The sequence below is a fragment of the Streptococcus sp. Marseille-Q7156 genome, assembly GCF_965119495.1.
In genome coordinates this window covers 1,595,136-1,616,465 of the sequence record NZ_CBCPLU010000001.1, presented here as the reverse complement: position 1 = coordinate 1,616,465, position 21,330 = coordinate 1,595,136, and the positions used below count along the sequence as shown (strand labels likewise).

Annotated in this window: 19 protein-coding genes; 16 read left to right on the top strand and 3 right to left on the bottom strand. The window is 40.9% G+C overall.

Going from position 1 to position 21,330, the window contains the following annotated elements; all coding sequences use genetic code 11:
- Nucleotides 1-175 precede the first annotated feature (175 nt).
- From ACWPV5_RS07450 to ACWPV5_RS07385, 14 genes are all read left to right on the top strand, one after another.
- Nucleotides 176-637 carry a MarR family winged helix-turn-helix transcriptional regulator gene (locus tag ACWPV5_RS07450; RefSeq protein ID WP_454383142.1) on the top strand — a complete coding sequence of 154 codons (462 nt, stop codon included), beginning with the start codon at nucleotides 176-178 and terminating at the stop codon, nucleotides 635-637.
- The gene (locus ACWPV5_RS07445; RefSeq protein ID WP_454383140.1) at nucleotides 621-2,390 is read left to right on the top strand and encodes an ABC transporter ATP-binding protein; all 1,770 of its coding nucleotides are present in this window, start codon (nucleotides 621-623) and stop codon (nucleotides 2,388-2,390) included. The genes ACWPV5_RS07450 and ACWPV5_RS07445 overlap by 17 nt, the downstream gene beginning before the upstream one ends.
- The gene (locus ACWPV5_RS07440) at nucleotides 2,380-4,140 is read left to right on the top strand and encodes an ABC transporter ATP-binding protein (RefSeq protein ID WP_454383138.1); all 1,761 of its coding nucleotides are present in this window, start codon (nucleotides 2,380-2,382) and stop codon (nucleotides 4,138-4,140) included. The genes ACWPV5_RS07445 and ACWPV5_RS07440 overlap by 11 nt, the downstream gene beginning before the upstream one ends.
- Before the next feature lie 95 nt (nucleotides 4,141-4,235).
- Nucleotides 4,236-4,739: a phosphatase PAP2 family protein gene (locus ACWPV5_RS07435; protein ID WP_454383136.1), complete on the top strand. Its 504-nt coding sequence runs from the start codon at nucleotides 4,236-4,238 to the stop codon at nucleotides 4,737-4,739.
- A 113-nt stretch (nucleotides 4,740-4,852) separates the two neighbouring features.
- Nucleotides 4,853-5,299, top strand: a complete 447-nt coding sequence (locus ACWPV5_RS07430) for a LytTR family DNA-binding domain-containing protein (RefSeq protein ID WP_454383134.1) — start codon at nucleotides 4,853-4,855, stop codon at nucleotides 5,297-5,299.
- Nucleotides 5,300-5,303: 4 nt separating this feature from the next.
- Nucleotides 5,304-5,978: a LiaF transmembrane domain-containing protein gene (locus ACWPV5_RS07425; RefSeq protein ID WP_454383132.1), complete on the top strand. Its 675-nt coding sequence runs from the start codon at nucleotides 5,304-5,306 to the stop codon at nucleotides 5,976-5,978.
- A 105-nt stretch (nucleotides 5,979-6,083) separates the two neighbouring features.
- Entirely contained in the window at nucleotides 6,084-6,272 is a 189-nt protein-coding gene (rpmB, locus tag ACWPV5_RS07420) for a 50S ribosomal protein L28 (RefSeq protein WP_001140948.1), read from the top strand.
- A 156-nt stretch (nucleotides 6,273-6,428) separates the two neighbouring features.
- On the top strand, nucleotides 6,429-6,794 hold the full coding sequence (locus ACWPV5_RS07415) for an Asp23/Gls24 family envelope stress response protein (protein ID WP_000216437.1): 366 nt from the start codon (nucleotides 6,429-6,431) through the stop codon (nucleotides 6,792-6,794).
- 2 nt (nucleotides 6,795-6,796) lie between these two features.
- A complete protein-coding gene (locus tag ACWPV5_RS07410) occupies nucleotides 6,797-8,464 on the top strand; it encodes a DAK2 domain-containing protein (protein ID WP_000036655.1) in 1,668 nt (555 codons plus the stop codon).
- Nucleotides 8,465-8,664: 200 nt separating this feature from the next.
- Nucleotides 8,665-10,365 carry an acetolactate synthase large subunit gene (locus ACWPV5_RS07405; protein WP_454383129.1) on the top strand — a complete coding sequence of 567 codons (1,701 nt, stop codon included), beginning with the start codon at nucleotides 8,665-8,667 and terminating at the stop codon, nucleotides 10,363-10,365.
- Nucleotides 10,358-10,834, top strand: coding sequence for an acetolactate synthase small subunit (gene ilvN, locus ACWPV5_RS07400; RefSeq protein WP_001253803.1), 477 nt, complete (start codon nucleotides 10,358-10,360; stop codon nucleotides 10,832-10,834). The genes ACWPV5_RS07405 and ilvN overlap by 8 nt, the downstream gene beginning before the upstream one ends.
- A 65-nt stretch (nucleotides 10,835-10,899) precedes the next feature.
- Nucleotides 10,900-11,922, top strand: coding sequence for a ketol-acid reductoisomerase (gene ilvC / locus ACWPV5_RS07395; protein WP_042751709.1), 1,023 nt, complete (start codon nucleotides 10,900-10,902; stop codon nucleotides 11,920-11,922).
- 221 nt (nucleotides 11,923-12,143) lie between these two features.
- Entirely contained in the window at nucleotides 12,144-13,394 is a 1,251-nt protein-coding gene (gene ilvA / locus ACWPV5_RS07390; RefSeq protein WP_261067497.1) for a threonine ammonia-lyase IlvA, read from the top strand.
- A gap of 828 nt (nucleotides 13,395-14,222) precedes the next feature.
- Nucleotides 14,223-14,438, top strand: coding sequence for a capsule biosynthesis transcriptional regulator (locus ACWPV5_RS07385; protein WP_001130036.1), 216 nt, complete (start codon nucleotides 14,223-14,225; stop codon nucleotides 14,436-14,438).
- Between the two features lie 243 nt (nucleotides 14,439-14,681).
- On the opposite strand, the gene ACWPV5_RS07380 is transcribed toward ACWPV5_RS07385, so the two are convergent.
- Both ACWPV5_RS07380 and ACWPV5_RS07375 read right to left on the bottom strand, forming a co-directional pair.
- Complete coding sequence (locus tag ACWPV5_RS07380) at nucleotides 14,682-15,422, bottom strand: amino acid ABC transporter ATP-binding protein (RefSeq protein ID WP_261067496.1); 741 nt, start codon at nucleotides 15,420-15,422, stop codon at nucleotides 14,682-14,684.
- On the bottom strand, nucleotides 15,422-16,987 hold the full coding sequence (locus ACWPV5_RS07375) for an ABC transporter substrate-binding protein/permease (RefSeq protein WP_001227300.1): 1,566 nt from the start codon (nucleotides 16,985-16,987) through the stop codon (nucleotides 15,422-15,424). Before ACWPV5_RS07375 ends, ACWPV5_RS07380 begins: the two co-directional genes overlap by 1 nt.
- Before the next feature lie 138 nt (nucleotides 16,988-17,125).
- Between ACWPV5_RS07375 and ACWPV5_RS07370 the strand changes: the two genes are divergently transcribed.
- Entirely contained in the window at nucleotides 17,126-19,015 is a 1,890-nt protein-coding gene (locus ACWPV5_RS07370) for a DUF2207 domain-containing protein (protein WP_261025840.1), read from the top strand.
- Nucleotides 19,016-19,062: 47 nt separating this feature from the next.
- Nucleotides 19,063-19,908, top strand: coding sequence for an undecaprenyl-diphosphate phosphatase (locus tag ACWPV5_RS07365; RefSeq protein ID WP_261023036.1), 846 nt, complete (start codon nucleotides 19,063-19,065; stop codon nucleotides 19,906-19,908).
- 137 nt (nucleotides 19,909-20,045) lie between these two features.
- Here ACWPV5_RS07365 and dinB read toward each other — a convergent pair whose 3' ends face one another.
- Entirely contained in the window at nucleotides 20,046-21,107 is a 1,062-nt protein-coding gene (gene dinB, locus ACWPV5_RS07360; protein WP_454383115.1) for a DNA polymerase IV, read from the bottom strand.
- Nucleotides 21,108-21,330: the final 223 nt, after the last annotated feature.

Sequence of the window (21,330 nt, the reverse complement as noted above, 5' to 3'; positions counted from 1 at the left end):
TAACCTAGAAAACATGATCCTAAGTGAGAAAATCACTTGGGATTTTTTGAATCAAGAAAATAGTTCTCTAGGAAACTTTTTTCTTGACATCTCTTTTCAAAGTGGTAAAATAGTTCTCATGAAAACCTATTTAGTTCCTAGGAGAACTAAATACAATGATTTGAAAGGAGTTAGTATGGATAAACCAATGTTGGTCTTTAAGCGTTTTGGTCACCAGATTCATCTGATGGTGCAAAAGGAAGCCAAGCGTTGTGGCATTGAATTTATGGGGGGACCACAAGGTCAGGTTGTCCGTTTTTTGGATAGCCGTGAGGAAAATCAAGAATTGGTCTTGATTAAAGATATCGAGCAGGAACTCAATATTACCAAGTCTGTGGCGAGTAACTTGGTCAAGCGCATGGTGCAAAATAATTTAGTGGAATTGGAGGCGAGTCCAAGTGATAGGCGGGCCAAGTTTGTTCGTCTGACGGACAAATCGCGTTCTCAAATGAAGCAGGTTAAAGCCTTCTTTGAACGCATTGACAACCAGTTGATGGCAGACATTGATGAAGATGAATTACTGATTTTTGAGAAAGTCCTCAATCAACTACAGGAAAATATCAAGAGAATAGGAGGAGAGAATGAAGAAATTAGCTAAACGAATTAGTAGAAAAGAATGGGGGATGATTTTTCTAGCCATTCTCTTTACCTGCTTTTCAGTTTACCTAGAGTTAGAAGTACCGACCTATATCTCTAAAATCACGGATTTGCTGGGAAGTCAAGGAACCAACTTGGATGAGTTATGGCAACCGGCAGGTATGATGGTCGGAATGTCCTTTTTTGCATTCTTGTCCGCAGTTGCAGTTGGATTTTTTGCATCCAGAGTGGCCGCTTCCTATACTAGTAGGCTGAGAAGTGATATTTTTAACCGAGTTTTGGATTACTCGCAGACAGAGATTAAGAAATTCTCTATTCCTAGCCTCCTAACTCGTACTACCAATGATATTACCCAAGTTCAGATGCTGATCACCATGGGCTTGCAAGTGGTTACGCGTGGTCCGATTATGGCTATCTGGGCTATCGGGAAGATTTTAGGACATTCAGAATACTGGCTCTGGGCTGTACTTGTGGCAGTAATTGTCAATGTTTTGATGACAACCGTTTTGATGACGCTAGCCTTTCCAAAACAGTCCTTGATTCAAAGTCTGACTGATAAACTGAACAGTATTACTCGTGAAAGTTTAACAGGTATTCGCGTTGTTCGTGCCTACAATGCTGAAAAGTACCAAGATGAAAAATTTGCAGCAGCAAATGATGAATTGACACGCTTGAATTTATTTGTCAACCGTCTCATGGCCATTTTGAATCCCATCATGATGGGGATTTCAAGTGGTTTGAGTGTGGCGATTTACTGGATTGGAGCCTATGTAATCAACGATGCTGCTCCGACAGCGCGTCTACCCCTCTTTAGTGACATGGTTGTTTTCATGTCTTATGCTATGCAGGTTGTCATGGGATTCCTTCTCATGGGGGCGCTCTTCATCGTTCTTCCTAGAACTATGGTCTCTGCCAAGCGGATTAATCAGGTTCTAGATTTGCATTCTTCTATCCATAATCCTGCTCAAGTGCAGTTGGCTGATGAAAACCTCAAAGGTCAGGTCGAGTTTAAGGATGTGACCTTCCGCTATGCGGCAAATTCGGAGCCAGTTATCGAGCATGTTAGCTTTAGAGCAGAAGTCGGTCAAACAGTGGCTTTTATAGGGTCAACGGGTTCTGGTAAATCAACTCTGGTCAATCTGATTCCACGATTCTACGACGTATCAGCAGGAGAAATTCTGGTGGACGGTGTCAATGTTCAAGGCTATGCCTTAGAAGATTTGCGCAACAAGGTTGGTTATATTCCCCAGAAAGCGGTTCTCTTTTCAGGTGATGTCAAGGGTAATCTAGACTTTGGACAGAGTCAAGAAACACCGCTGAATGAACAAGCTATGTGGCAAGCCTTAGAATTGGCTCAGTCTAAGAACTTTATCGAAGACAAGGAAGCGGGCTTAGAGTCAGAAGTAGCCCAAGGAGGAACCAACTTCTCAGGTGGACAAAGACAGCGTCTGGCCATTGCGCGTGCCTTGGCTCGTAAGCCAGAAATCCTCATCTTTGATGACTCCTTCTCAGCCTTGGACTACAAGACAGACCGTGTCCTACGCCAAGAGCTAGCAGAGAAAACCAAGTCTATGACCAAGCTTATCGTTGCACAGCGTATTTCAACGATTATGGATGCAGATTTGATTTTGGTCTTGGATCAAGGAAAAGTCATGGGACAAGGCACCCACAAGGAACTTCTAGCTAATAATGAAGTTTACCAAGAAATTGCCTATTCACAACTATCGAAGGAGGAATTGGAACATGGAAAATAAGAAAATGTCTCTCTGGAAACAGAGTAAACCCTATCTTGCAGGCCTCCAGTTTGCCCTTCTAATCGCCTTTCTAGCAACAATCGTATCCAATATCATTACTGTATATGGTCCAACCCGTATCAAGGAAATGACTAATATTATTGCCAGTGGTCTAGAAACAAGTGTGGATGTCGCGGCGGTTGCAGCTATTGGTGGTTTTTTGACCGTGATTTATGTGATTGGACTTCTATCAAATTATTTACAGGCATTTCTGTTTACAACAGCTATTCAACGTTTTTCAGAGCGTTTGAGAAGAGCGATTGCAGAGAAAATTAATCGCCTACCATTAGGGTATTTTGATGGACACTCTCAAGGAGATACCTTGTCTCGTGTAACCAATGATGTTGACACTGCAGCCCAGTCCCTCAATCAAAGTCTAGGAACAGTTCTTTCATCTAGTTTACTAGTTTTAGCAGTCTTGGTAACCATGTTTGGGATGAACTGGATTTTAGCCTTGGTGACGGTTATTTCAACTCTTGTTGGGTTTGTATTTGTATCCGTCTTTATGGGCAAATCCCAGGGCTTCTTTAAGAGTCAGCAACAAGATTTGGCAGCTGTCAATGGCTATGTGGAGGAAATGTACTCTGGCCATAACGTGGTGACTAGTTACAATGCTATCGAGAGCACCAAAGAAGAATTTGCAACATTAAATCATCGTCTGTATGATAGTATCTGGAAATCTCAGTTTATTTCAGGGATTATGATGCCGATTATGATGTTTATTGGGAACTTTAGCTATGCCTTGGTGATTATCGTTGGTGCAGACTTGGCTTTAAATGGACACATCAGTATCGGGATTATCGTTGCCTTTATGGCCTACGTTCGTATCTTTTCTCAGCCTCTTTCACAAATCGCCCAAGGGATTACTAGTCTTCAGCAGGCTAGTGCAGCTATGGGACGTGTCTTCGAATTCCTAGCTGAAGAGGAAATGGAAGACGAATCCCATAAAGCAAGACAATTGAGCGATATGAAAGGTCAAGTAGTCTTTGATCGAGTCTCCTTTGGTTATACACCAGAGCGAACCATTATTCATGACTTTTCTGCGACTGCTCATGCAGGTCAAAAGGTTGCCATTGTCGGACCGACTGGGGCTGGGAAGACAACCATTGTCAATCTTTTGATGAAGTTTTATGAGATTGATAAGGGAAGTATCCGTATCGATGGTGTGGATACCAAGGAGATGAAGCGTTCGGAAGTACACGATGCCTTTTCAATGGTCTTGCAGGATACTTGGCTCTTTGAAGGAACCATTCGCGACAATCTTATCTATAACCAAACAGGTATTAGTGATGAGCGCGTGATTGAAGCCAGCAAGGCTGTAGGGATTCACCACTTTATTATGACCCTACCAGATGGTTACGATACCGTCTTGGATGATACAGTAACCTTGTCTGTCGGACAAAAACAACTCTTGACTATCGCTCGTGCTTTGCTGAAAGATGCACCACTCCTAATCCTAGATGAGGCGACATCTTCGGTTGACACCCGTACAGAGGAATTGATTCAGAAAGCTATGGATCGTTTGATGGAGGGCAGAACTTCCTTTGTCATCGCCCACCGCTTGTCAACCATCCGTAATGCTGATCTGATTCTTGTCATGAAAGATGGCAATATCATCGAGCAAGGAAATCATGATGAGCTGATAGCACAAGCTGGTTTCTACGCTGACCTTTACAACAGTCAGTTTACAGAAGATGAAGCAGAAGAATAAACCCAAAGAAGGCTTGACGACCTTCTTTTTCTGCACTATACTAGAAGACAAGTGCTTCCCTATAAGCAAAATTTGAGTAAGTGATGAGAAAATATATGAAAAATTATCAAGAATGGTATGGCCACATTGTTGGTAAGATTAAAAATAAGCCCTTTCTTCTGAGCTTGTTAAGAGCTTTCAATCGGTTCATGACGGTGGTTATGCCTATGATTTATCTAACCATGTTAGCAACTACCTATCTCCAACAAGGACTTGGAAAACAGGTCTTGATCTATGTGTTTGTCCCTGCGTCAGGTTTTGTGATTTTGTCCCTTCTCCGTAAGAAAATCAATGCCCCTAGACCTTATGAGGAATGGGATATTAAACCCTTGCTTGACAGAGATAGTCCTGGTCAGTCTATGCCCAGTCGTCATGTCTTTTCAGCAACCATTATCTCCATGGCTTGCTTACATGCTAGTTTATCTGTAGGGGTTATCTTATTGGTCTTGTCAGCTCTCCTCGGTCTAGTGAGAGTCTTGGGTGGCGTGCATTTTCCCAAGGATGTAGTAGCTGGCTATATTTGTGCTCTTGTGTGGGGTGTGCTTTTCTTTCTATGTTGACCTGTAAGTTAAGGTAGCCTTACAACCACTTACGGGTCTAAAGTAACCACTTGCTTTTTTGCTCTTGTTTTCTTATTTTAGCTTTGATATAGTAGAGTCAGAAAGGAGATGGAATGAAGTTACGAATCGAAATTGACAGCAATTTAGAGGAAACTGAAATTGTCATCAAGGCAGCGGCTTTGACAGATGAGATTGCGGATTTACAGCGCCTCTTGCAAGAATCCAAGTCTCCTAGGTTGATTTTTTACAAGGGGACGGGTGAATATTATCTGGACTTATCGGAAATTCTCTTCTTTGAGACGGAAGGTAGCAAGATTTATGCCCATACCCATAAAGATGCCTACGAAGTTCGGCTCAAACTCTATGAGTTAGAGTCTATCCTTCCTCGCTATTTTAGTCGAGTATCCAAGTCAACTATCGCTAATATTCGGCAAATCTATTCGGTGGACAAGTCCTTTTCAGGAACGGGCACCATTTCCTTTTATCAGACCCATAAGGAGATTCATGTCTCACGACATTACCAATCCCTCCTAAAAGAAAATCTAAGAAACATGAGGTAATAAGATGAAAAAGAAAGCATTTGGTATTGTGTTGCTTATTTTGGCAGCTTTAGTGTTATTGCAGGGGAATTTTGGAATCCCTTCTCTGGGAGGGCACATTTGGCCTTTGATTGGTATTGGATTTTTTGCCTATCAATCAGTTGGAGCTTTGTTGCGTTGTCACTTAACTTCAGCCTCTTTTACAGCTCTAGTAGCAGTAATGATTGCTAACCACTTTTATGGCATTTTACCAATTCCCAATCAGTCATTGTTCTGGGCAAGTATTTTAATCGTAATGGGTGTCAGCGCACTCACTCATTCTAACAGAACTTGGAATGGGAAAAAATGGTGGTATGATGGTAAAAAGACCATTCTTACAGATAAGGAAGTTGCTTTTGGGACTGGAACTTTCTACAAGCAAGAGCAAGAATTGGTAGAAGATCAAGTAGAAGTTGGTTTTGGCAATGCCAAGATATATTATGACAATGCAGAGATGTTAGGTGATTTTGCTACTCTGGATATCGAAGTTGGTTTTGGCAATGTAGTTATCTATGTTCCCCAACATTGGAGAGTTGATTTGAAGGTGGAAACTTTCTGTGGTGTAGCCAAGGCAGATGCCCCTCTAGCCCCAACCAGCAAAACCTTGATTATCCGTGGAGATGTGGCTTTTGGGAAGTTGGGAATTGTCTACGTTAAATAAAAAAATCTTCCAATTCCCTTGCAAAAAAGAAGAAAGTGTGATAACATAGTACGGTATGTGGTGCTAGCACATCCGCTATATTAGATCTAATAGGAGGAAAACACAATGGCTAAAGTATGTTACTTTACAGGTCGTAAGACTGTATCAGGAAACAACCGTTCACACGCGATGAACCAAACAAAACGTGCCGTAAAACCAAACCTTCAAAAAGTTACTGTTCTTATCGATGGTAAACCTAAAAAAGTTTGGGCTTCAGCTCGTGCTTTGAAATCAGGTAAAGTTGAACGCGTTTAATAATAAAAGTAAAGGAGACCTTAGGGTCTTTTTTCTTTTACTGTAGGTATAAAATCATTTGAAAAATAGAGTAAATATCCGCTGATACAGTATTCTGCTTTTACACTTGGGCTGAAATATGATAAAATAGAGTATCAACTAGTTGAGGTAAAAAGGATGACTGTAAAAATTAATACAAAAGATGGTCAAATCGAACTAACAGATGAAGTGATTGCAACCGTCGTAGGTGGAGCAGCAACTGAGATTTTTGGTGTGGTCGGTATGGCTAGTAAAAATGCCCTCAAAGATAATTTCCAAGCCCTTCTAGGTAAGGAAAATTATTCTAAAGGTGTCGTCGTAAAGGCGGCCGAAGATGGCAGTATTGCAGTTGATGTATATACCGTGTTGAGCTACGGAACAAAGATTAGCGAAGTGTCGAAAAACATTCAAGAGCGTGTTCGTTTTAGTTTGGAAAACCAACTTGGAATTACTGCTCAGACTGTAAATGTCTACATTCAAAATATCAAAGTTGTAGGAGAATAACCGTGTCAAAAATTACTACTAGCTTATTTCAAGAAATGGTGCAGGCTGCATCAACTCGCTTGAATAAGCAAGCTGAATATGTCAATTCATTAAACGTCTTCCCTGTTCCAGATGGAGATACTGGGACAAATATGGGAATGACCATTGAAAATGGAGCTAAAGAAGTTGCAGATAAGCCAGCTTCTACAGTTGGAGAGGTAGCAAGCATTCTTGCCAAAGGTCTTTTGATGGGTGCGCGTGGAAACTCAGGCGTTATTACGTCTCAGCTTTTCCGTGGATTTTCACAAGCTATCAAGGATAAAGATGAGTTAACAGGTCAAGACTTGGCCCTTGCCTTCCAATCAGGTGTAGAAGTTGCCTATAAGGCAGTGATGAAACCAGTTGAAGGAACGATTTTGACAGTTTCTCGTGGGGCTGCTATCGGTGCTAAGAAAAAAGCTGAGCAAACAGATGACGCTGTTGAAGTCATGCGCGCAGCCTTGGAAGGTGCTAAAACAGCACTAGCTAAAACACCAGACATGCTTCCAGTATTGAAAGAAGTTGGCGTTGTGGATTCAGGTGGTCAAGGACTGGTCTTCATCTATGAAGGTTTCCTTTCAGCCCTTACTGGTGAATATATTGCATCTGAGGACTTTGTAGCGACTCCTGCCAACATGAGTGAGATGATTAATGCAGAGCATCATAAGTCTGTGGCTGGTCATGTAGCGACTGAGGACATCACCTTTGGTTACTGTACTGAAATCATGGTAGCTCTTAAGCAAGGCCCAACCTATGCCAAAGATTTTGACTACGATGAATTCCGTAACTACTTGAATGAGCTTGGAGACTCTCTCCTCGTTGTTAACGATGATGAAATTGTCAAAGTCCATGTCCATACAGAAGATCCAGGACTTGTTATGCAAGAAGGTCTCAAATATGGTAGCTTGGTCAAGGTAAAAGTTGACAATATGCGTAACCAACACGAAGCACAGGTTGAAAAAGAAGCTGCTCAAGTTAGCAAGCCTGCTGAAGAAAAAGAGTATGCTTTGATTGCTGTAGTGGCTGGTAAAGGTTTAGCAGATATCTTCCGTTCTCAAGGTGTGGATTATGTTATCGAGGGCGGTCAAACTATGAACCCTTCAACAGAAGACTTTATCAAGGCTGTTGAACAGGTCAATGCTCGTAACATCATCTTCCTGCCAAACAACAAAAACATCTTCATGGCAGCTCAATCTGCAGCAGAAGTTTTGGAACAACCAGCAGTAGTGGTTGAAGCTCGTACTTTGCCACAAGGTTTGACAAGCCTTCTTGCCTTTGATCCAAGCAAGTCCATCGAAGAAAACCAAGAGCGTATGACAGCTGCTCTTAGCGATGTCGTTAGCGGAAGCGTCACAACAGCTGTGCGTGATACAACCATTGATGGCTTAGAAATCCATGAAAATGACAATCTTGGTATGGTCGATGGGAAAATCCTCGTGTCAAACCCTGATATGCACCAAACCTTGACAGAAACCTTGAAACATATGTTGGATGAAGATAGTGAAATCGTAACCTTCTATGTCGGTGAAGACGGAAGCGAAGAACTTGCAAATGAGATTGCCCAAGAAATCGCAGAAGAATTCGAAGATGTTGAAGTCGAGATTCATCAAGGTCAACAACCTGTTTACCCATACCTATTTAGTGTAGAATAAGATTAATGAAGGACTGAGAAATCAGTTCTTTTTTATTGTTTAGTAAATGAAATCGATATCTTTTTAATAAAAACAAAAATAACATTCATAAATAAACGTTAAAATAGAAAATTCAGAAAATTTCTTCTTTTGTCTTGAAAAATTTTGAAAAAGTGGTATGATAGTAACAAGTTATTTTTAAGAGGAAAGAAAGGGGAACAATGGAGAAAATCAGTTTAGAATCTCCTAAGACGGGGTCGGACCTAGTTTTGGAAACACTTCGTGATTTAGGAATTGATACCATCTTTGGTTATCCTGGTGGTGCGGTCTTGCCTTTTTATGATGCGATATATAATTTTAAAGGCATTCGCCACATTCTAGGACGCCATGAGCAAGGTTGTCTGCATGAAGCTGAAGGTTATGCCAAATCAACTGGAAAGTTGGGTGTTGCCGTCGTCACTAGCGGACCAGGAGCAACAAATGCCATTACAGGGATTGCGGATGCCATGAGCGATAGCGTTCCCCTTTTGGTCTTTACAGGTCAGGTGGCGCGAGCAGGTATTGGGAAGGATGCCTTTCAGGAGGCAGACATTGTGGGAATTACCATGCCAATCACTAAGTACAATTACCAAGTTCGTGAGACAGCTGATATCCCTCGAATCATTACGGAAGCTGTCCATATCGCAACTACAGGACGTCCAGGGCCAGTTGTCATTGACCTACCTAAAGACGTATCTGCTTTAGAAACGGACTTCATCTATTCACCAGAAGTGAACCTACCAAGCTATCAGCCAACTCTTGAGCCAAATGATATGCAAATCAAGAAAATCTTGAAGCAATTATCCAAGGCTAAAAAACCAGTCTTGTTAGCTGGTGGTGGGATTAGTTATGCTGAAGCGGCTGCGGAACTAAATGAATTTGCAGAACGCTATCAAATTCCAGTGGTAAGCAGTCTTTTGGGACAAGGAACGATCGCAACGAGTCATCCACTCTTCCTTGGAATGGGAGGCATGCACGGGTCATTCGCAGCTAATATTGCCATGACGGAAGCGGACTTTATGATTAGTATTGGTTGCCGTTTTGATGACCGCTTGACGGGGAATCCTAAGACCTTTGCTAAGAATGCCAAGGTTGCCCACATTGATATTGATCCAGCTGAGATTGGCAAGATTATCAGTGCAGATATTCCTGTAGTTGGAGATGCTAAGAAAGCCTTGCAAATGTTGCTGGCCGAACCAACAGTTCATAACAATACTGAGAAATGGATTGAAAAAGTCACTAAAGACAAGAACCGTGTTCGTTCTTATGACAAGAAAGAGCGTGTGGTTCAACCGCAAGCCGTTATTGAACGAATTGGTGAATTGACGAATGGAGATGCCATTGTGGTAACAGACGTTGGTCAACACCAAATGTGGACAGCCCAGTATTATCCCTACCAAAATGAACGTCAGTTAGTGACTTCAGGTGGTTTAGGAACCATGGGATTTGGAATCCCAGCAGCAATCGGTGCTAAAATTGCTAACCCAGATAAGGAAGTAGTCTTGTTTGTTGGGGATGGTGGTTTCCAAATGACTAACCAGGAATTGGCTATTTTGAACATTTACAAGGTGCCAATCAAGGTGGTTATGCTGAACAACCACTCACTTGGAATGGTTCGCCAGTGGCAGGAATCCTTCTATGAAGGTAGAACATCAGAGTCAGTCTTTGACACCCTTCCTGATTTCCAATTGATGGCACAAGCTTACGGTATTAAAAACTATAAGTTTGACAATCCTGAGACCTTGGATCAAGACCTTGAAGTCATCACTGAGGATGTTCCTATGCTAATCGAGGTAGATATTTCTCGTAAGGAACAGGTGCTACCAATGGTACCAGCTGGTAAGAGTAATCATGAGATGTTGGGGGTAAAGTTCCATGCGTAGAATGTTAACAGCAAAACTACAAAATCGTTCAGGCGTCCTCAATCGCTTTACCGGTGTCCTGTCTCGTCGTCAGGTTAATATCGAAAGTATCTCTGTTGGAGCAACAGAAGATCCGAATGTATCGCGCATCACCATTATTATTGATGTAGCTTCACATGATGAAGTGGAGCAAATCATTAAGCAACTCAATCGTCAGATTGATGTGATTCGCATTCGTGATATTACAGACAAGCCTCATTTGGAGCGCGAGGTAATTTTGGTTAAGATGTCAGCACCAGCTGAGAAACGAGCTGAGATTCTAGCGATTATTCAACCTTTCCGTGCAACAGTGGTAGACGTAGCGCCAAGCTCGATTACCATTCAAATGACAGGAAATGCTGAAAAGAGTGAAGCTCTATTGAGAGTCATTCGACCATACGGTATTCGCAATATTGCTCGTACGGGTGCAACTGGATTTACCCGCGATTAAAAATCCAACTTAAATTTGTTAAACCAGCCTAAAAGGCAATAAATAATAGAAAAGAGAGAAAAACTATGGCAGTTCAAATGGAATACGAAAAAGATGTTAAAGTAGCAGCACTTGACGGTAAAAAAATCGCTGTTATCGGTTATGGTTCACAAGGACATGCGCATGCTCAAAACTTGCGTGATTCAGGTCGCGATGTCATCATCGGTGTACGTCCAGGTAAATCTTTTGATAAAGCAAAAGAAGACGGATTTGACACTTACACAGTAGCAGAAGCAACTAAATTGGCTGACGTTATCATGATTTTGGCACCAGACGAAATCCAACAAGAATTGTACGAAGCAGAAATCGCTCCAAACTTGGAAGCTGGAAATGCCGTTGGATTTGCTCATGGTTTCAACATTCACTTCGAATTTATCAAAGTTCCTGCGGATGTAGATGTCTTTATGTGTGCTCCTAAAGGACCAGGACACTTGGTACGTCGTACTTATGAAGACGGATTTGGTGTTCCAGCTCTTTATGCAGTATACCAAGATGCAACAGGAAATGCTAAAAATATTGCTATGGACTGGTGTAAAGGTGTTGGAGCAGCTCGTGTAGGTCTTCTTGAAACAACATACAAAGAAGAAACTGAAGAAGATTTGTTTGGTGAACAAGCTGTACTTTGTGGTGGTTTGACTGCCCTTATCGAAGCAGGTTTCGAAGTTTTGACAGAAGCAGGTTACGCTCCAGAATTGGCTTACTTTGAAGTTCTTCACGAAATGAAATTAATCGTTGACTTGATCTACGAAGGTGGATTCAAGAAAATGCGTCAATCAATTTCAAACACTGCTGAGTACGGTGACTATGTATCAGGTCCACGTGTAATCACTGAACAAGTTAAAGAAAATATGAAGGCTGTCTTGGCAGACATTCAAAATGGTAAATTTGCAAATGACTTTGTAAATGACTATAAAGCTGGACGTCCAAAATTGACTGCTTACCGTGAACAAGCAGCTAACCTTGAAATTGAAAAAGTTGGTGCAGAATTGCGTAAAGCAATGCCTTTCGTTGGTAAAAACGACGATGATGCATTCAAAATCTATAACTAATTGATAGAAATTAAGGTGAAGGCGAGTTGGGGGACTAACTCGCTTTTATAATCAATTCATCTCTCTTTTTAAGAGGATGAATTGAGATAATACTCAATGAAAATCAAAGAGCAAACTAGGAAGCTAGCCGTAGGCTGTACTTGAGTACAGCAAGGTGAAGCTGACGTGGTTTGAATTTGATTTTCGAAGAGTATAAGTTTGAAATAGTCTAGGAGAAAATGATGTTAAGTTCAAAAGATATAATCAAGGCTCATAAAGTCTTGAACGGTGTGGTTGTGAATACCCCACTGGATTACGACCATTATTTATCGGAGAAGTATGGTGCTAAGATTTATTTGAAAAAGGAAAATGCCCAACGTGTTCGTTCTTTTAAAATTCGTGGTGCCTATTATGCTATTTCTCAGCTCAGCAAGGAAGAACGTGAGCGTGGGGTAGTCTGTGCCTCTGCGGGAAATCATGCGCAGGGAGTTGCCTATACTTGTAATGAGATGAAAATTCCTGCTACTATTTTTATGCCCATTACTACGCCGCAACAAAAGATTGGTCAAGTTCGCTTTTTTGGTGGGGACTTCGTGACTATTAAATTAGTTGGAGATACCTTTGATGCTTCAGCTAAAGCAGCTCAAGAATTTACAGTCTCTGAAAATCGTACCTTTATTGATCCTTTTGATGATGCCCATGTTCAAGCTGGTCAAGGGACAGTTGCTTATGAGATTTTAGAAGAAGCTCGAAAAGAATCGATTGATTTTGATGCTGTCTTGGTTCCTGTTGGTGGTGGTGGTCTCATTGCTGGGATTTCTACCTATATCAAGGAAACAAGTCCAGAAATTGAAGTCATTGGGGTAGAGGCTAATGGAGCACGTTCCATGAAGGCTGCCTTTGAAGCTGGTGGTCCAGTCAAACTCAAGGAAATTGACAAATTTGCGGATGGGATTGCTGTACAAAAGGTGGGACAGTTGACCTATGAAGCAACTCGCCAACATGTTCAGACTTTAGTAGGTGTCGATGAGGGGTTGATTTCTGAAACCTTGATTGACCTCTACTCTAAGCAAGGGATTGTTGCAGAACCTGCTGGAGCGGCTAGTATCGCCTCTCTAGAGGTGTTGGCTGAATATATCAAGGGGAAAACCATTTGTTGTATCATTTCTGGAGGAAATAATGATATCAACCGTATGCCAGAAATGGAAGAACGTGCCTTGATTTATGATGGGATCAAGCATTACTTTGTGGTCAATTTTCCACAGCGTCCAGGGGCTTTGCGTGAGTTTGTAAATGATATCCTGGGGCCAAATGATGATATCACACGTTTTGAGTATATCAAGCGAGCTAGCAAGGGTACAGGGCCTGTACTGATTGGGATTGCCTTGGCAGATAAGCATGATTATGCAGGCTTGATTCGTCGAATGGAAGGTTTTGATCCATCTTATATTAACTTAAATGGTAATGAAACGCTCTATAATATGCTTGTCTGAGGACTAATAAAAAAATATCATATTATTTGCACAACTGATGTATAGGTGTTATAATGAGAGTGAAGAAAGGGGGCGATTCCTATGGACTTAGGAAATCTATCGTGCTATTTCTACTACAACTCACTATAGCACCTATTATTTTTGATTCTGTTTATATTAAGGCGACAGAATTACTTACTATATAAGGAAATTTTTTGAAATCCCCAATTGTATAGATCCCTAATTTGAATTTTCACTAAATATAATAGGAATCAGAAAAAATAATCAATGTTTGTGAGATGGTTGTTAGGTGAGTCGGCTGAAAAAACTCGTGAGATAAACAATAGTGCTAGACATGAAACAGCTAGTGATACTGTTTTTTAATGACTAGCTGGAAAGCGGGTATGTAATCAGAAGGTGCAAGATTGGACAATGTAAGTAGTACCGGTTGTGAAACGAATAAGATATAGATAAGGACAGGAAAGGAACCAAAGAAGGAGAAAGAAAACGGAATGGTTTAGAGATAGTGTGGAGTGAAAGACTATCTTTAGTGGACTTGTTGATTTAAAAGGAATATATAGAATGAAATAGTAAATCCTGTCTATCCTATTGAGAAACTGGCATTCAGTATACATGAATATTTTTACAGGTTTAAAGTTTAATAACACAATTGTTTTTTAGGAGCGTACTATTGGGTTATAGTAAGTAAAAACCTATATATTATCGGCTTTAAAAAGGAAGTAAGAAGATTCGAAATCATTTGTTTTATTGAATATATGTTTTTTTATTGACAAAAGACATAAAAACGTATAGAATAATATAACGTAAAGAAGAAAATAGGAGAAGAACATGGCTAAGTCAAACTTTGAAAAAGTAGAATCAGTTGTTGGCTGGGTTCGTGATAAGAAAATCACAGGCTACCGTATCTCTAAAGAAACGAATGCGCGTGAAATGTCTATCATTGCTCTAGCGCAGGGTCGTGCAAAAGTAAAAAATATTTCATTTGAAACAGCTCTAGGTTTAATTGATTTCTATGAAAAAAATCATGAAAAATTTGAAGATTAATCTTTGGATAATGGCGGATTCTTGAATAGGGTCTGCCTTTTCATTTTGATACTCAATGAAAATCAAAGAGCAAACTAGGAAGCTAGCCGTAGGCTGCTCAAAGCACTGCTTTGAGGTTGTAAATAAGACTGACAGAGTCAGTAACATATACTTACAGCAAGGCGAAGCTGACGTGGTTTGAAGAGATTTTCGAAGAGTATGAGGACAGCAAAAAGACTGCACGGTTGATGCAGCCTTTTCTTTTTATTTGAGATAGCGTTGAAGGAACTCTTTTGTACGTTCTTCTTTAGGATTGGTGAAGAGGTCTTCTGGTTTGCCTTCTTCAGCAATCACACCCTTATCCATAAAGATAACACGGTGAGAGACATCACGAGCGAATTCCATTTCGTGGGTTACGACAATCATGGTCAAGCCTTCCTGAGCTAGATTCTGCATGATTTTGAGAACTTCTCCAACCATTTCTGGATCGAGAGCTGATGTTGGTTCATCAAAGAGAATAGCGTCAGGATTCATTGAAAGGGCACGAGCGATAGCTACACGTTGTTTTTGACCACCTGAGAGTTGTTTTGGCTTCGCTTGCCAGTAGCGTTCTCCCATGCCGACTTTTTCTAGGTTTTCTTTGGCAATCTTTTCAGCTTCTGCACGTTCGCGTTTAAGGACAGTTGTCTGAGCGACAATTGTGTTTTCAAGCACGTTAAGATTTTCAAAGAGATTAAAGGATTGGAACACCATCCCCAACTTTTCACGGTATTGCGTGAGGTTATAGCCTTTTTCGAGGACGTTTTGTCCATGATAAAGGATTTGTCCATCAGTTGGTGTTTCAAGTAGGTTAATGGAGCGTAGGAAGGTTGATTTTCCGCTTCCAGAGCTTCCGATGATAGAGATTACCTCTCCCTTGTGGACAGTGAGTGAAATGTCTTTTAGCACTTCGTTTTGTCCATAGGATTTTTTGAGGTGTTTAATTTCAAGGATTGCTTGTGTCATTATTTCAAATCCTCCGTTTGCATTTGGTTAGCACCTGTAGTATAGGTATCCATATCCATTCGGCGTTCGATGAAGCGTAGGATACGTGTTACGGTGAAGGTGAGGACAAAGTAAATCACGGCGATGATTGTAAATGTCTGGAAGTATTGATAGGTTTGAGTTGCCACGGTATTTCCTGAGAAATAAAGTTCGACAACAGAGATAACGTTCAATACAGATGTATCTTTGATATTGATGACAAATTCATTACCAGTTGCTGGTAGGATGTTACGGACTACTTGAGGGAGGACAATCTTACGCATGGTTTGGTTATGAGTCATACCAAGAGCAGTCGCAGCTTCAAATTGTCCCTTGTCAACTGCTAGGATACCACCACGGACGATTTCAGTCATATAGGCACCGGTGTTGATTGAAACAATGAAGATAGCAGCCAGTGTGCGGTCAAGGTTGATACCGAAAGCTTGGGCAGTTCCATAGTAGATAACCATTGATTGAACAATCATAGGTGTACCACGGAAAATTTCGATATAGACATTGAGGATCCAGCCGATTAATTTTTGTAGGCTGTAAATGGCTTTATTCTCAGAGAGAGGAGCAGTACGGAAAACACCAATGGCAAGACCGATAATGAGACCTATAATGGTTCCGACGATAGAGATTAAAAGAGTGATACCAGCACCACGCAAAAGTTGTTGCCAGTTTTCAGAAAGAATTTTAGCGACTTGGCTAAAGAAACTACTGCTAGTCTCTTCAGTTGTTGTAGCTTCGGCAGGTTGTTCCTTGATCATACGATCCATCAAGGCAACTTGGTCATCTTTTGAAATAGTTTCAATGCTGGCATTGATTTGGCTAATACGGTTGTCATCTTTACGAAGTCCAATGGCGATAGCTGTATCTTCTTCCCCCGTTTTGAAACCTGGTTCTACTTGAACCATCTTGAACTTAGAGTTAGCAGCTTCAGCAGTCAGAGCTTCTGGGCGTTCAGAAACATAAGCATCGATGACACCAGCCTCAAGAGCTTGGCGCATTTGAGCGAAGTCTCCCATGGCTGTTTCTTTTTTAGCACCTGTGATTTGTGCAATCAAGTCATAAAGGTAGACACCTTGTTGAGAAGTGATTTTGGCACCGTTAAAGTCATCCAAAGATTTGGCATTTGCATAGGCAGAATCTTTTTTGACAAGCAAAACTGGTTCGCTAGTGTAGTAACTGCTTGAAAAGGCAATTTCTTGTTTGCGTTCGGCAGTTGGACTCATACCTGCGATAATCATGTCAATCTTACCAGAAGTAAGGGCAGGGACTAGACCTTCCCACTTGGTTTTAACAACCAAAGGTTCTTTACCTAAGTCCTTAGCGATTTTCTTGGCGATTTGAACATCGTATCCATTGGCATACTGGTTGGTTCCATCGATTTTGACAGCTCCATTGCTATCATCGTCCTGAGTCCAGTTAAAGGGAGCATATGCTGCTTCCATCCCGATGCGTAAATATTCATCGGCTTGGGCAACATTGACAAGTCCCAGCATCAGCAAGAGACTTGTGAAAATAGATAAGTATATTTTTCTCATGATTTCTCCTATTTCTAATCTATTAAAAAATAACTGTCTCCTATTTTATCGAAAAAAACTCTATTTTTCAATATAGGTAAGCCCTTACTTGATAAAAAATGATATAATGATAGCAAAGATAAAAAGGGGGCTTAGTTGATGAAAAAAACTTTTTTCTTACTGGTGTTAGGCTTGTTTTGCCTTCTGCCACTCTCTGTTTTTGCCATTGATTTCAAGATAAACTCTTACCAAGGGGATTTGTATATTCATGCAGACAATACGGCAGAATTTAGACAAAGGATAGTTTATCAGTTTGAGGAGGACTTTAAGGGCCAAATCGTGGGACTTGGACGTGCTGGCAAGATGCCTAGTGGATTTGACATTGACTCTCATCCAAAGGTTCAGGCTGCGAAAAACGGTGCTGAGCTGACAGATGTTACGAGCGAAGTGATAGAAGGAGCAGATGGTTATACTGTTAAAGTTTATAATCCAGGTCAGGAAGGTGACACAGTTGAAGTTGACCTCGTCTGGAACTTAAAGAATTTGCTTTTCCTATATGATGATATCGCTGAATTAAATTGGCAACCTTTAACAGATAGTTCAGGGGCTATTGGAAAGTTTGAATTTCATGTAAGGGGAGACAAGGGGGCTGAAAAACTCTTTTTCCATACAGGGAAACTTTTTAGAGAGGGAACGGTTGAAAAGAGTAACCTTGATTATACTATCCGTTTAGACAATCTTCCGGCTAAGCGTGGAGTTGAGTTACATGCCTATTGGCCTCGGACCGATTTTGCTAATGCTACGGATCAGGGATTGAAAGGGAATCGTTTAGAAGAGTTTAATAAGATAGAAGACTCGATTGTTAAAGAAAAAGAGCAAAGTAAACAACTCGTTACTAGGGTCTTTCCTTCGATACTTTCCATCTCCTTGTTACTGAGTATTTGCTTTTATTTTATTTATAGAAGAAAGACCACTCCTTCCGTCAAATATGCCAAAAATCATCGTCTCTATGAACCACCAATGGAATTAGAGCCTATGGTTTTATCAGAGGCGGTTTACTCGACCTCCTTGGAGGAAGTGAGTCCTCTAACAAAAGGAGCAGGTAAATTTACCTTTGATCAACTTATTCAAGCTACCTTGTTAGATGTGATAGACCGTGGGAATGTGTCTATTATTTCAGAAGGAGATGCAGTTGGTTTGAGGCTAGTAAAAGAAGATGGTTTGTCAAGCTTTGAGAAAGACTGCCTAAATCTAGCTTTTTCAGGCAAAAAAGAAGAAACTCTTTCCAATTTGTTTGCGGATTACAAGGTATCTGATAGTCTTTATCGTAGAGCCAAAGTCTCTGATGAAAAACGGATTCAAGCAAAGGGGCGTCAGCTCAAATCTTCTTTTGAAGAAGTATTGAACCAGATGCAAGAAGGAGTGAGAAGTCGAGTTTTCTTCTGGGGGCTCCCAGATTACTATCGTCCTTTAACTGGTGGGGAAAAGGCCTTGCAAGTAGGTATGGGTGTCTTGACTATCTTGCCCCTATTTATCGGATTTGGTTTGTTCTTGTACAGTTTGGATGTTTATGGCTATCTTTACCTCCTCTTGCCAATACTTGGTTTTCTAAGTTTGGTTTTAGCTGTTTTCTATTATTGGAAGCTTCGATTAGATAATCGTGATGGTGTCCTAAATGAAGCAGGAGCAGAAGTCTACTATCTCTGGACCAGTTTTGAAAATATGTTGCGTGAGATTGCACGATTGGATCGGGCTGAATTGGAAAGTATTGTGGTTTGGAATCGCCTCTTGGTCTATGCGACCTTATTTGGCTATGCGGACAAGGTCAGCCATTTGATGAAGGTTCATCAGATTAAAGTGGAAAATCCAGATATCAACCTCTATGTAGCTTATGGTTGGCATAGTATGTTTTATCATTCAAGCGCGCAAATGAGCCATTATGCCAGCGTTGCAAATACAGCAAGTACCTACTCTGTATCTTCTGGAAGTGGAAGTTCTGGTGGTGGCTTCTCTGGAGGCGGAGGTGGCGGCAGTATCGGCGCCTTTTAAAGAGAGCTAAAATATGCTATAATGGAAGATAGAAAAAGGAGTAATCTATGTATCTTATTGAAATTTTAAAATCTATCTTCTTCGGTATTGTTGAAGGAATTACGGAATGGTTGCCGATTTCCAGTACAGGTCACTTGATTTTAGCAGAGGAGTTTATCCAATACCAAAATCAGAATGAAGCTTTTATGTCTATGTTTAATGTCGTGATTCAGCTTGGTGCGATTTTAGCGGTTATGGTGATTTACTTTAACAAGCTCAATCCCTTTAAACCGGGTAAAGACAAGCAGGAAGTTCGTCGAACTTGGCAATTGTGGTCTAAAGTTCTTGTAGCTACTTTACCTTTGCTTGCTGTATTTAAGTTTGATGATTGGTTTGATACCCACTTCCATAATATGGTTTCTGTTGCTCTCATGTTGATTATCTACGGGATTGCCTTTATTTATTTGGAAAAGCGCAATAAAGCGCGTGCTATCGAGCCAAGTGTAACAGAGTTGGACAAGCTTCCTTATACGACAGCTTTCTATATCGGACTCTTCCAAGTTCTTGCCCTTTTACCAGGGACCAGTCGTTCTGGAGCAACGATTGTCGGTGGTTTGTTAAATGGAACCAGTCGTTCTGTTGTGACAGAATTTACCTTCTATCTTGGAATTCCTGTTATGTTTGGAGCTAGTGCCTTAAAGATTTTCAAATTTGTGAAAGCAGGACAGCTCTTGAGCTTTGGGCAGTTGTTCTTGCTCTTGGTTGCGATGGGAGTAGCTTTTGCAGTCAGTATGGTCGCTATTCGTTTCTTGACCAGCTATGTGAAAAAACACGACTTTACCCTTTTTGGTAAATACCGTATCGTGCTTGGTAGTATCTTGCTACTTTATAGCTTTGTCCGTTTATTTGTATAAGAAAAACCTTGAAGGGGCAACTCTTCAAGGTTTTATACTCTTCGAAAATCTCTTCAAACCACGTCAGCTTCGCCTTGCCGTACTCAAGTACAGCCTGCGGCTAGCTTTCTAGTTTGCTCTTTGATTTTCATTGAGTATTAAAATCCTGTCACTGTAATTCCTAACAGGCGGACACCTCTTTCTTTCTCGCTTAATTCTTCATAGAGTTGCAGGGCAATTTGGCTTATCTGACTAGCATCCTGTGTTTTTTGGGCCAGACTTTTTCGTTTAGTAAGAGTTGAAAAGTCTTCGTAGCGGATTTTCAAAATGACAATTTTACCAGCTTTTTCTTGCTGATTGAGATTGAGAGCGACCCTTTCTGATAGGAGAGTCAGCTCTTTTTTGATGTCCTCCTCGGCACGGAGAATCTTTCCATAGGTTTTCTCCTTCCCAATTGATTTACAGATGCGATTGGATTTGACGGGGGAATTGTGGATACCACGAGCCTTTCGATAAAGGTCGTAGCCCAGTCTGCCAAAGCGGTCTATTAGGGTTACCTCAGGGACTTTAAGCAAATCAGCGCCAGTAAAAACCCCCATGTGATGAAGCCGTTCCACCGTCTTTTTTCCTACTCCATGAAACTTGGCCACGTCCATTTGTTTGAGAAAATCCTCAGCCTGGTCAGGTAGAATCACTGTCAAACCATGTGGTTTTTGATAATCGCTCGCCATTTTAGCCAAGAATTTGTTGTAGGAAACGCCAGCAGAAGCAGTTAGATGGAGTTCTTGCCAGATATCTTTTTGAATGAGGCGAGCAATTTTGACCGCTGACTTGATACCGAGTTTATTTTCTGTCACATCCAAATAGGCTTCGTCAATGCTCATGGGTTCAATCAAATCTGTATAGCGCTTAAAAATCGATCGAATCTGGAGGCCCACAGCTTTATATTTTTCATAATTCCCTGAGATGAAGACGGCCTGGGGACAACGCTCATAGGCTTCCTTAGAGCTCATGGCTGAATGGACACCAAAAGCTCGCGCCTCATAGCTACAAGTGGAAACGACACCACGCCCACCTGTTTGCCGAGGGTCACTGCCGATAATGACAGGTTTTCCTCTGAGTTTAGGATTATCCCTGATTTCTACCGCAGCAAAAAAGGCATCCATGTCAATATGGATGATTTTTCTTGACAGATCATTTAATAAGGGAAAAATCAACATGCCTAGCACCTTTTTACTGCTTATTTTCTTTTATTATACCCTTTTTTCTGAAAAAAAGAAAAAAGGACTTTGTTTTTTCAAAAATATAATACAGTTTGGAATGAAATATAGACTGTTTTAGAAAAGAAAGTGTAAAAATAGAGGTTTTCCACTTGTTGAAAACGATTACTGTATGGTATACTTGTCTCATGAATGTAACAGATGGTTGTTACTAGAAAGAAAA

What these genes read in the sequence shown, in the direction of transcription:
- ACWPV5_RS07380 (WP_261067496.1), bottom strand. Translation starts at nt 15,422, where the DNA reads ATGACACAAGCAATCCTTGAAATTAAACACCTCAAAAAATCCTATGGA.
- ilvN (WP_001253803.1), top strand. Translation starts at nt 10,358, where the DNA reads ATGCGTAGAATGTTAACAGCAAAACTACAAAATCGTTCAGGCGTCCTC.
- ACWPV5_RS07405 (WP_454383129.1), top strand. Translation starts at nt 8,665, where the DNA reads ATGGAGAAAATCAGTTTAGAATCTCCTAAGACGGGGTCGGACCTAGTT.
- ACWPV5_RS07425 (WP_454383132.1), top strand. Translation starts at nt 5,304, where the DNA reads ATGAAAAAGAAAGCATTTGGTATTGTGTTGCTTATTTTGGCAGCTTTA.
- ACWPV5_RS07440 (WP_454383138.1), top strand. Translation starts at nt 2,380, where the DNA reads ATGGAAAATAAGAAAATGTCTCTCTGGAAACAGAGTAAACCCTATCTT.
- ACWPV5_RS07415 (WP_000216437.1), top strand. Translation starts at nt 6,429, where the DNA reads ATGACTGTAAAAATTAATACAAAAGATGGTCAAATCGAACTAACAGAT.
- ACWPV5_RS07445 (WP_454383140.1), top strand. Translation starts at nt 621, where the DNA reads ATGAAGAAATTAGCTAAACGAATTAGTAGAAAAGAATGGGGGATGATT.
- rpmB (WP_001140948.1), top strand. Translation starts at nt 6,084, where the DNA reads ATGGCTAAAGTATGTTACTTTACAGGTCGTAAGACTGTATCAGGAAAC.
- ACWPV5_RS07450 (WP_454383142.1), top strand. Translation starts at nt 176, where the DNA reads ATGGATAAACCAATGTTGGTCTTTAAGCGTTTTGGTCACCAGATTCAT.
- ilvC (WP_042751709.1), top strand. Translation starts at nt 10,900, where the DNA reads ATGGCAGTTCAAATGGAATACGAAAAAGATGTTAAAGTAGCAGCACTT.
- ilvA (WP_261067497.1), top strand. Translation starts at nt 12,144, where the DNA reads ATGTTAAGTTCAAAAGATATAATCAAGGCTCATAAAGTCTTGAACGGT.
- ACWPV5_RS07385 (WP_001130036.1), top strand. Translation starts at nt 14,223, where the DNA reads ATGGCTAAGTCAAACTTTGAAAAAGTAGAATCAGTTGTTGGCTGGGTT.
- ACWPV5_RS07370 (WP_261025840.1), top strand. Translation starts at nt 17,126, where the DNA reads ATGAAAAAAACTTTTTTCTTACTGGTGTTAGGCTTGTTTTGCCTTCTG.
- ACWPV5_RS07435 (WP_454383136.1), top strand. Translation starts at nt 4,236, where the DNA reads ATGAAAAATTATCAAGAATGGTATGGCCACATTGTTGGTAAGATTAAA.
- ACWPV5_RS07430 (WP_454383134.1), top strand. Translation starts at nt 4,853, where the DNA reads ATGAAGTTACGAATCGAAATTGACAGCAATTTAGAGGAAACTGAAATT.
- ACWPV5_RS07365 (WP_261023036.1), top strand. Translation starts at nt 19,063, where the DNA reads ATGTATCTTATTGAAATTTTAAAATCTATCTTCTTCGGTATTGTTGAA.
- ACWPV5_RS07375 (WP_001227300.1), bottom strand. Translation starts at nt 16,987, where the DNA reads ATGAGAAAAATATACTTATCTATTTTCACAAGTCTCTTGCTGATGCTG.
- dinB (WP_454383115.1), bottom strand. Translation starts at nt 21,107, where the DNA reads ATGTTGATTTTTCCCTTATTAAATGATCTGTCAAGAAAAATCATCCAT.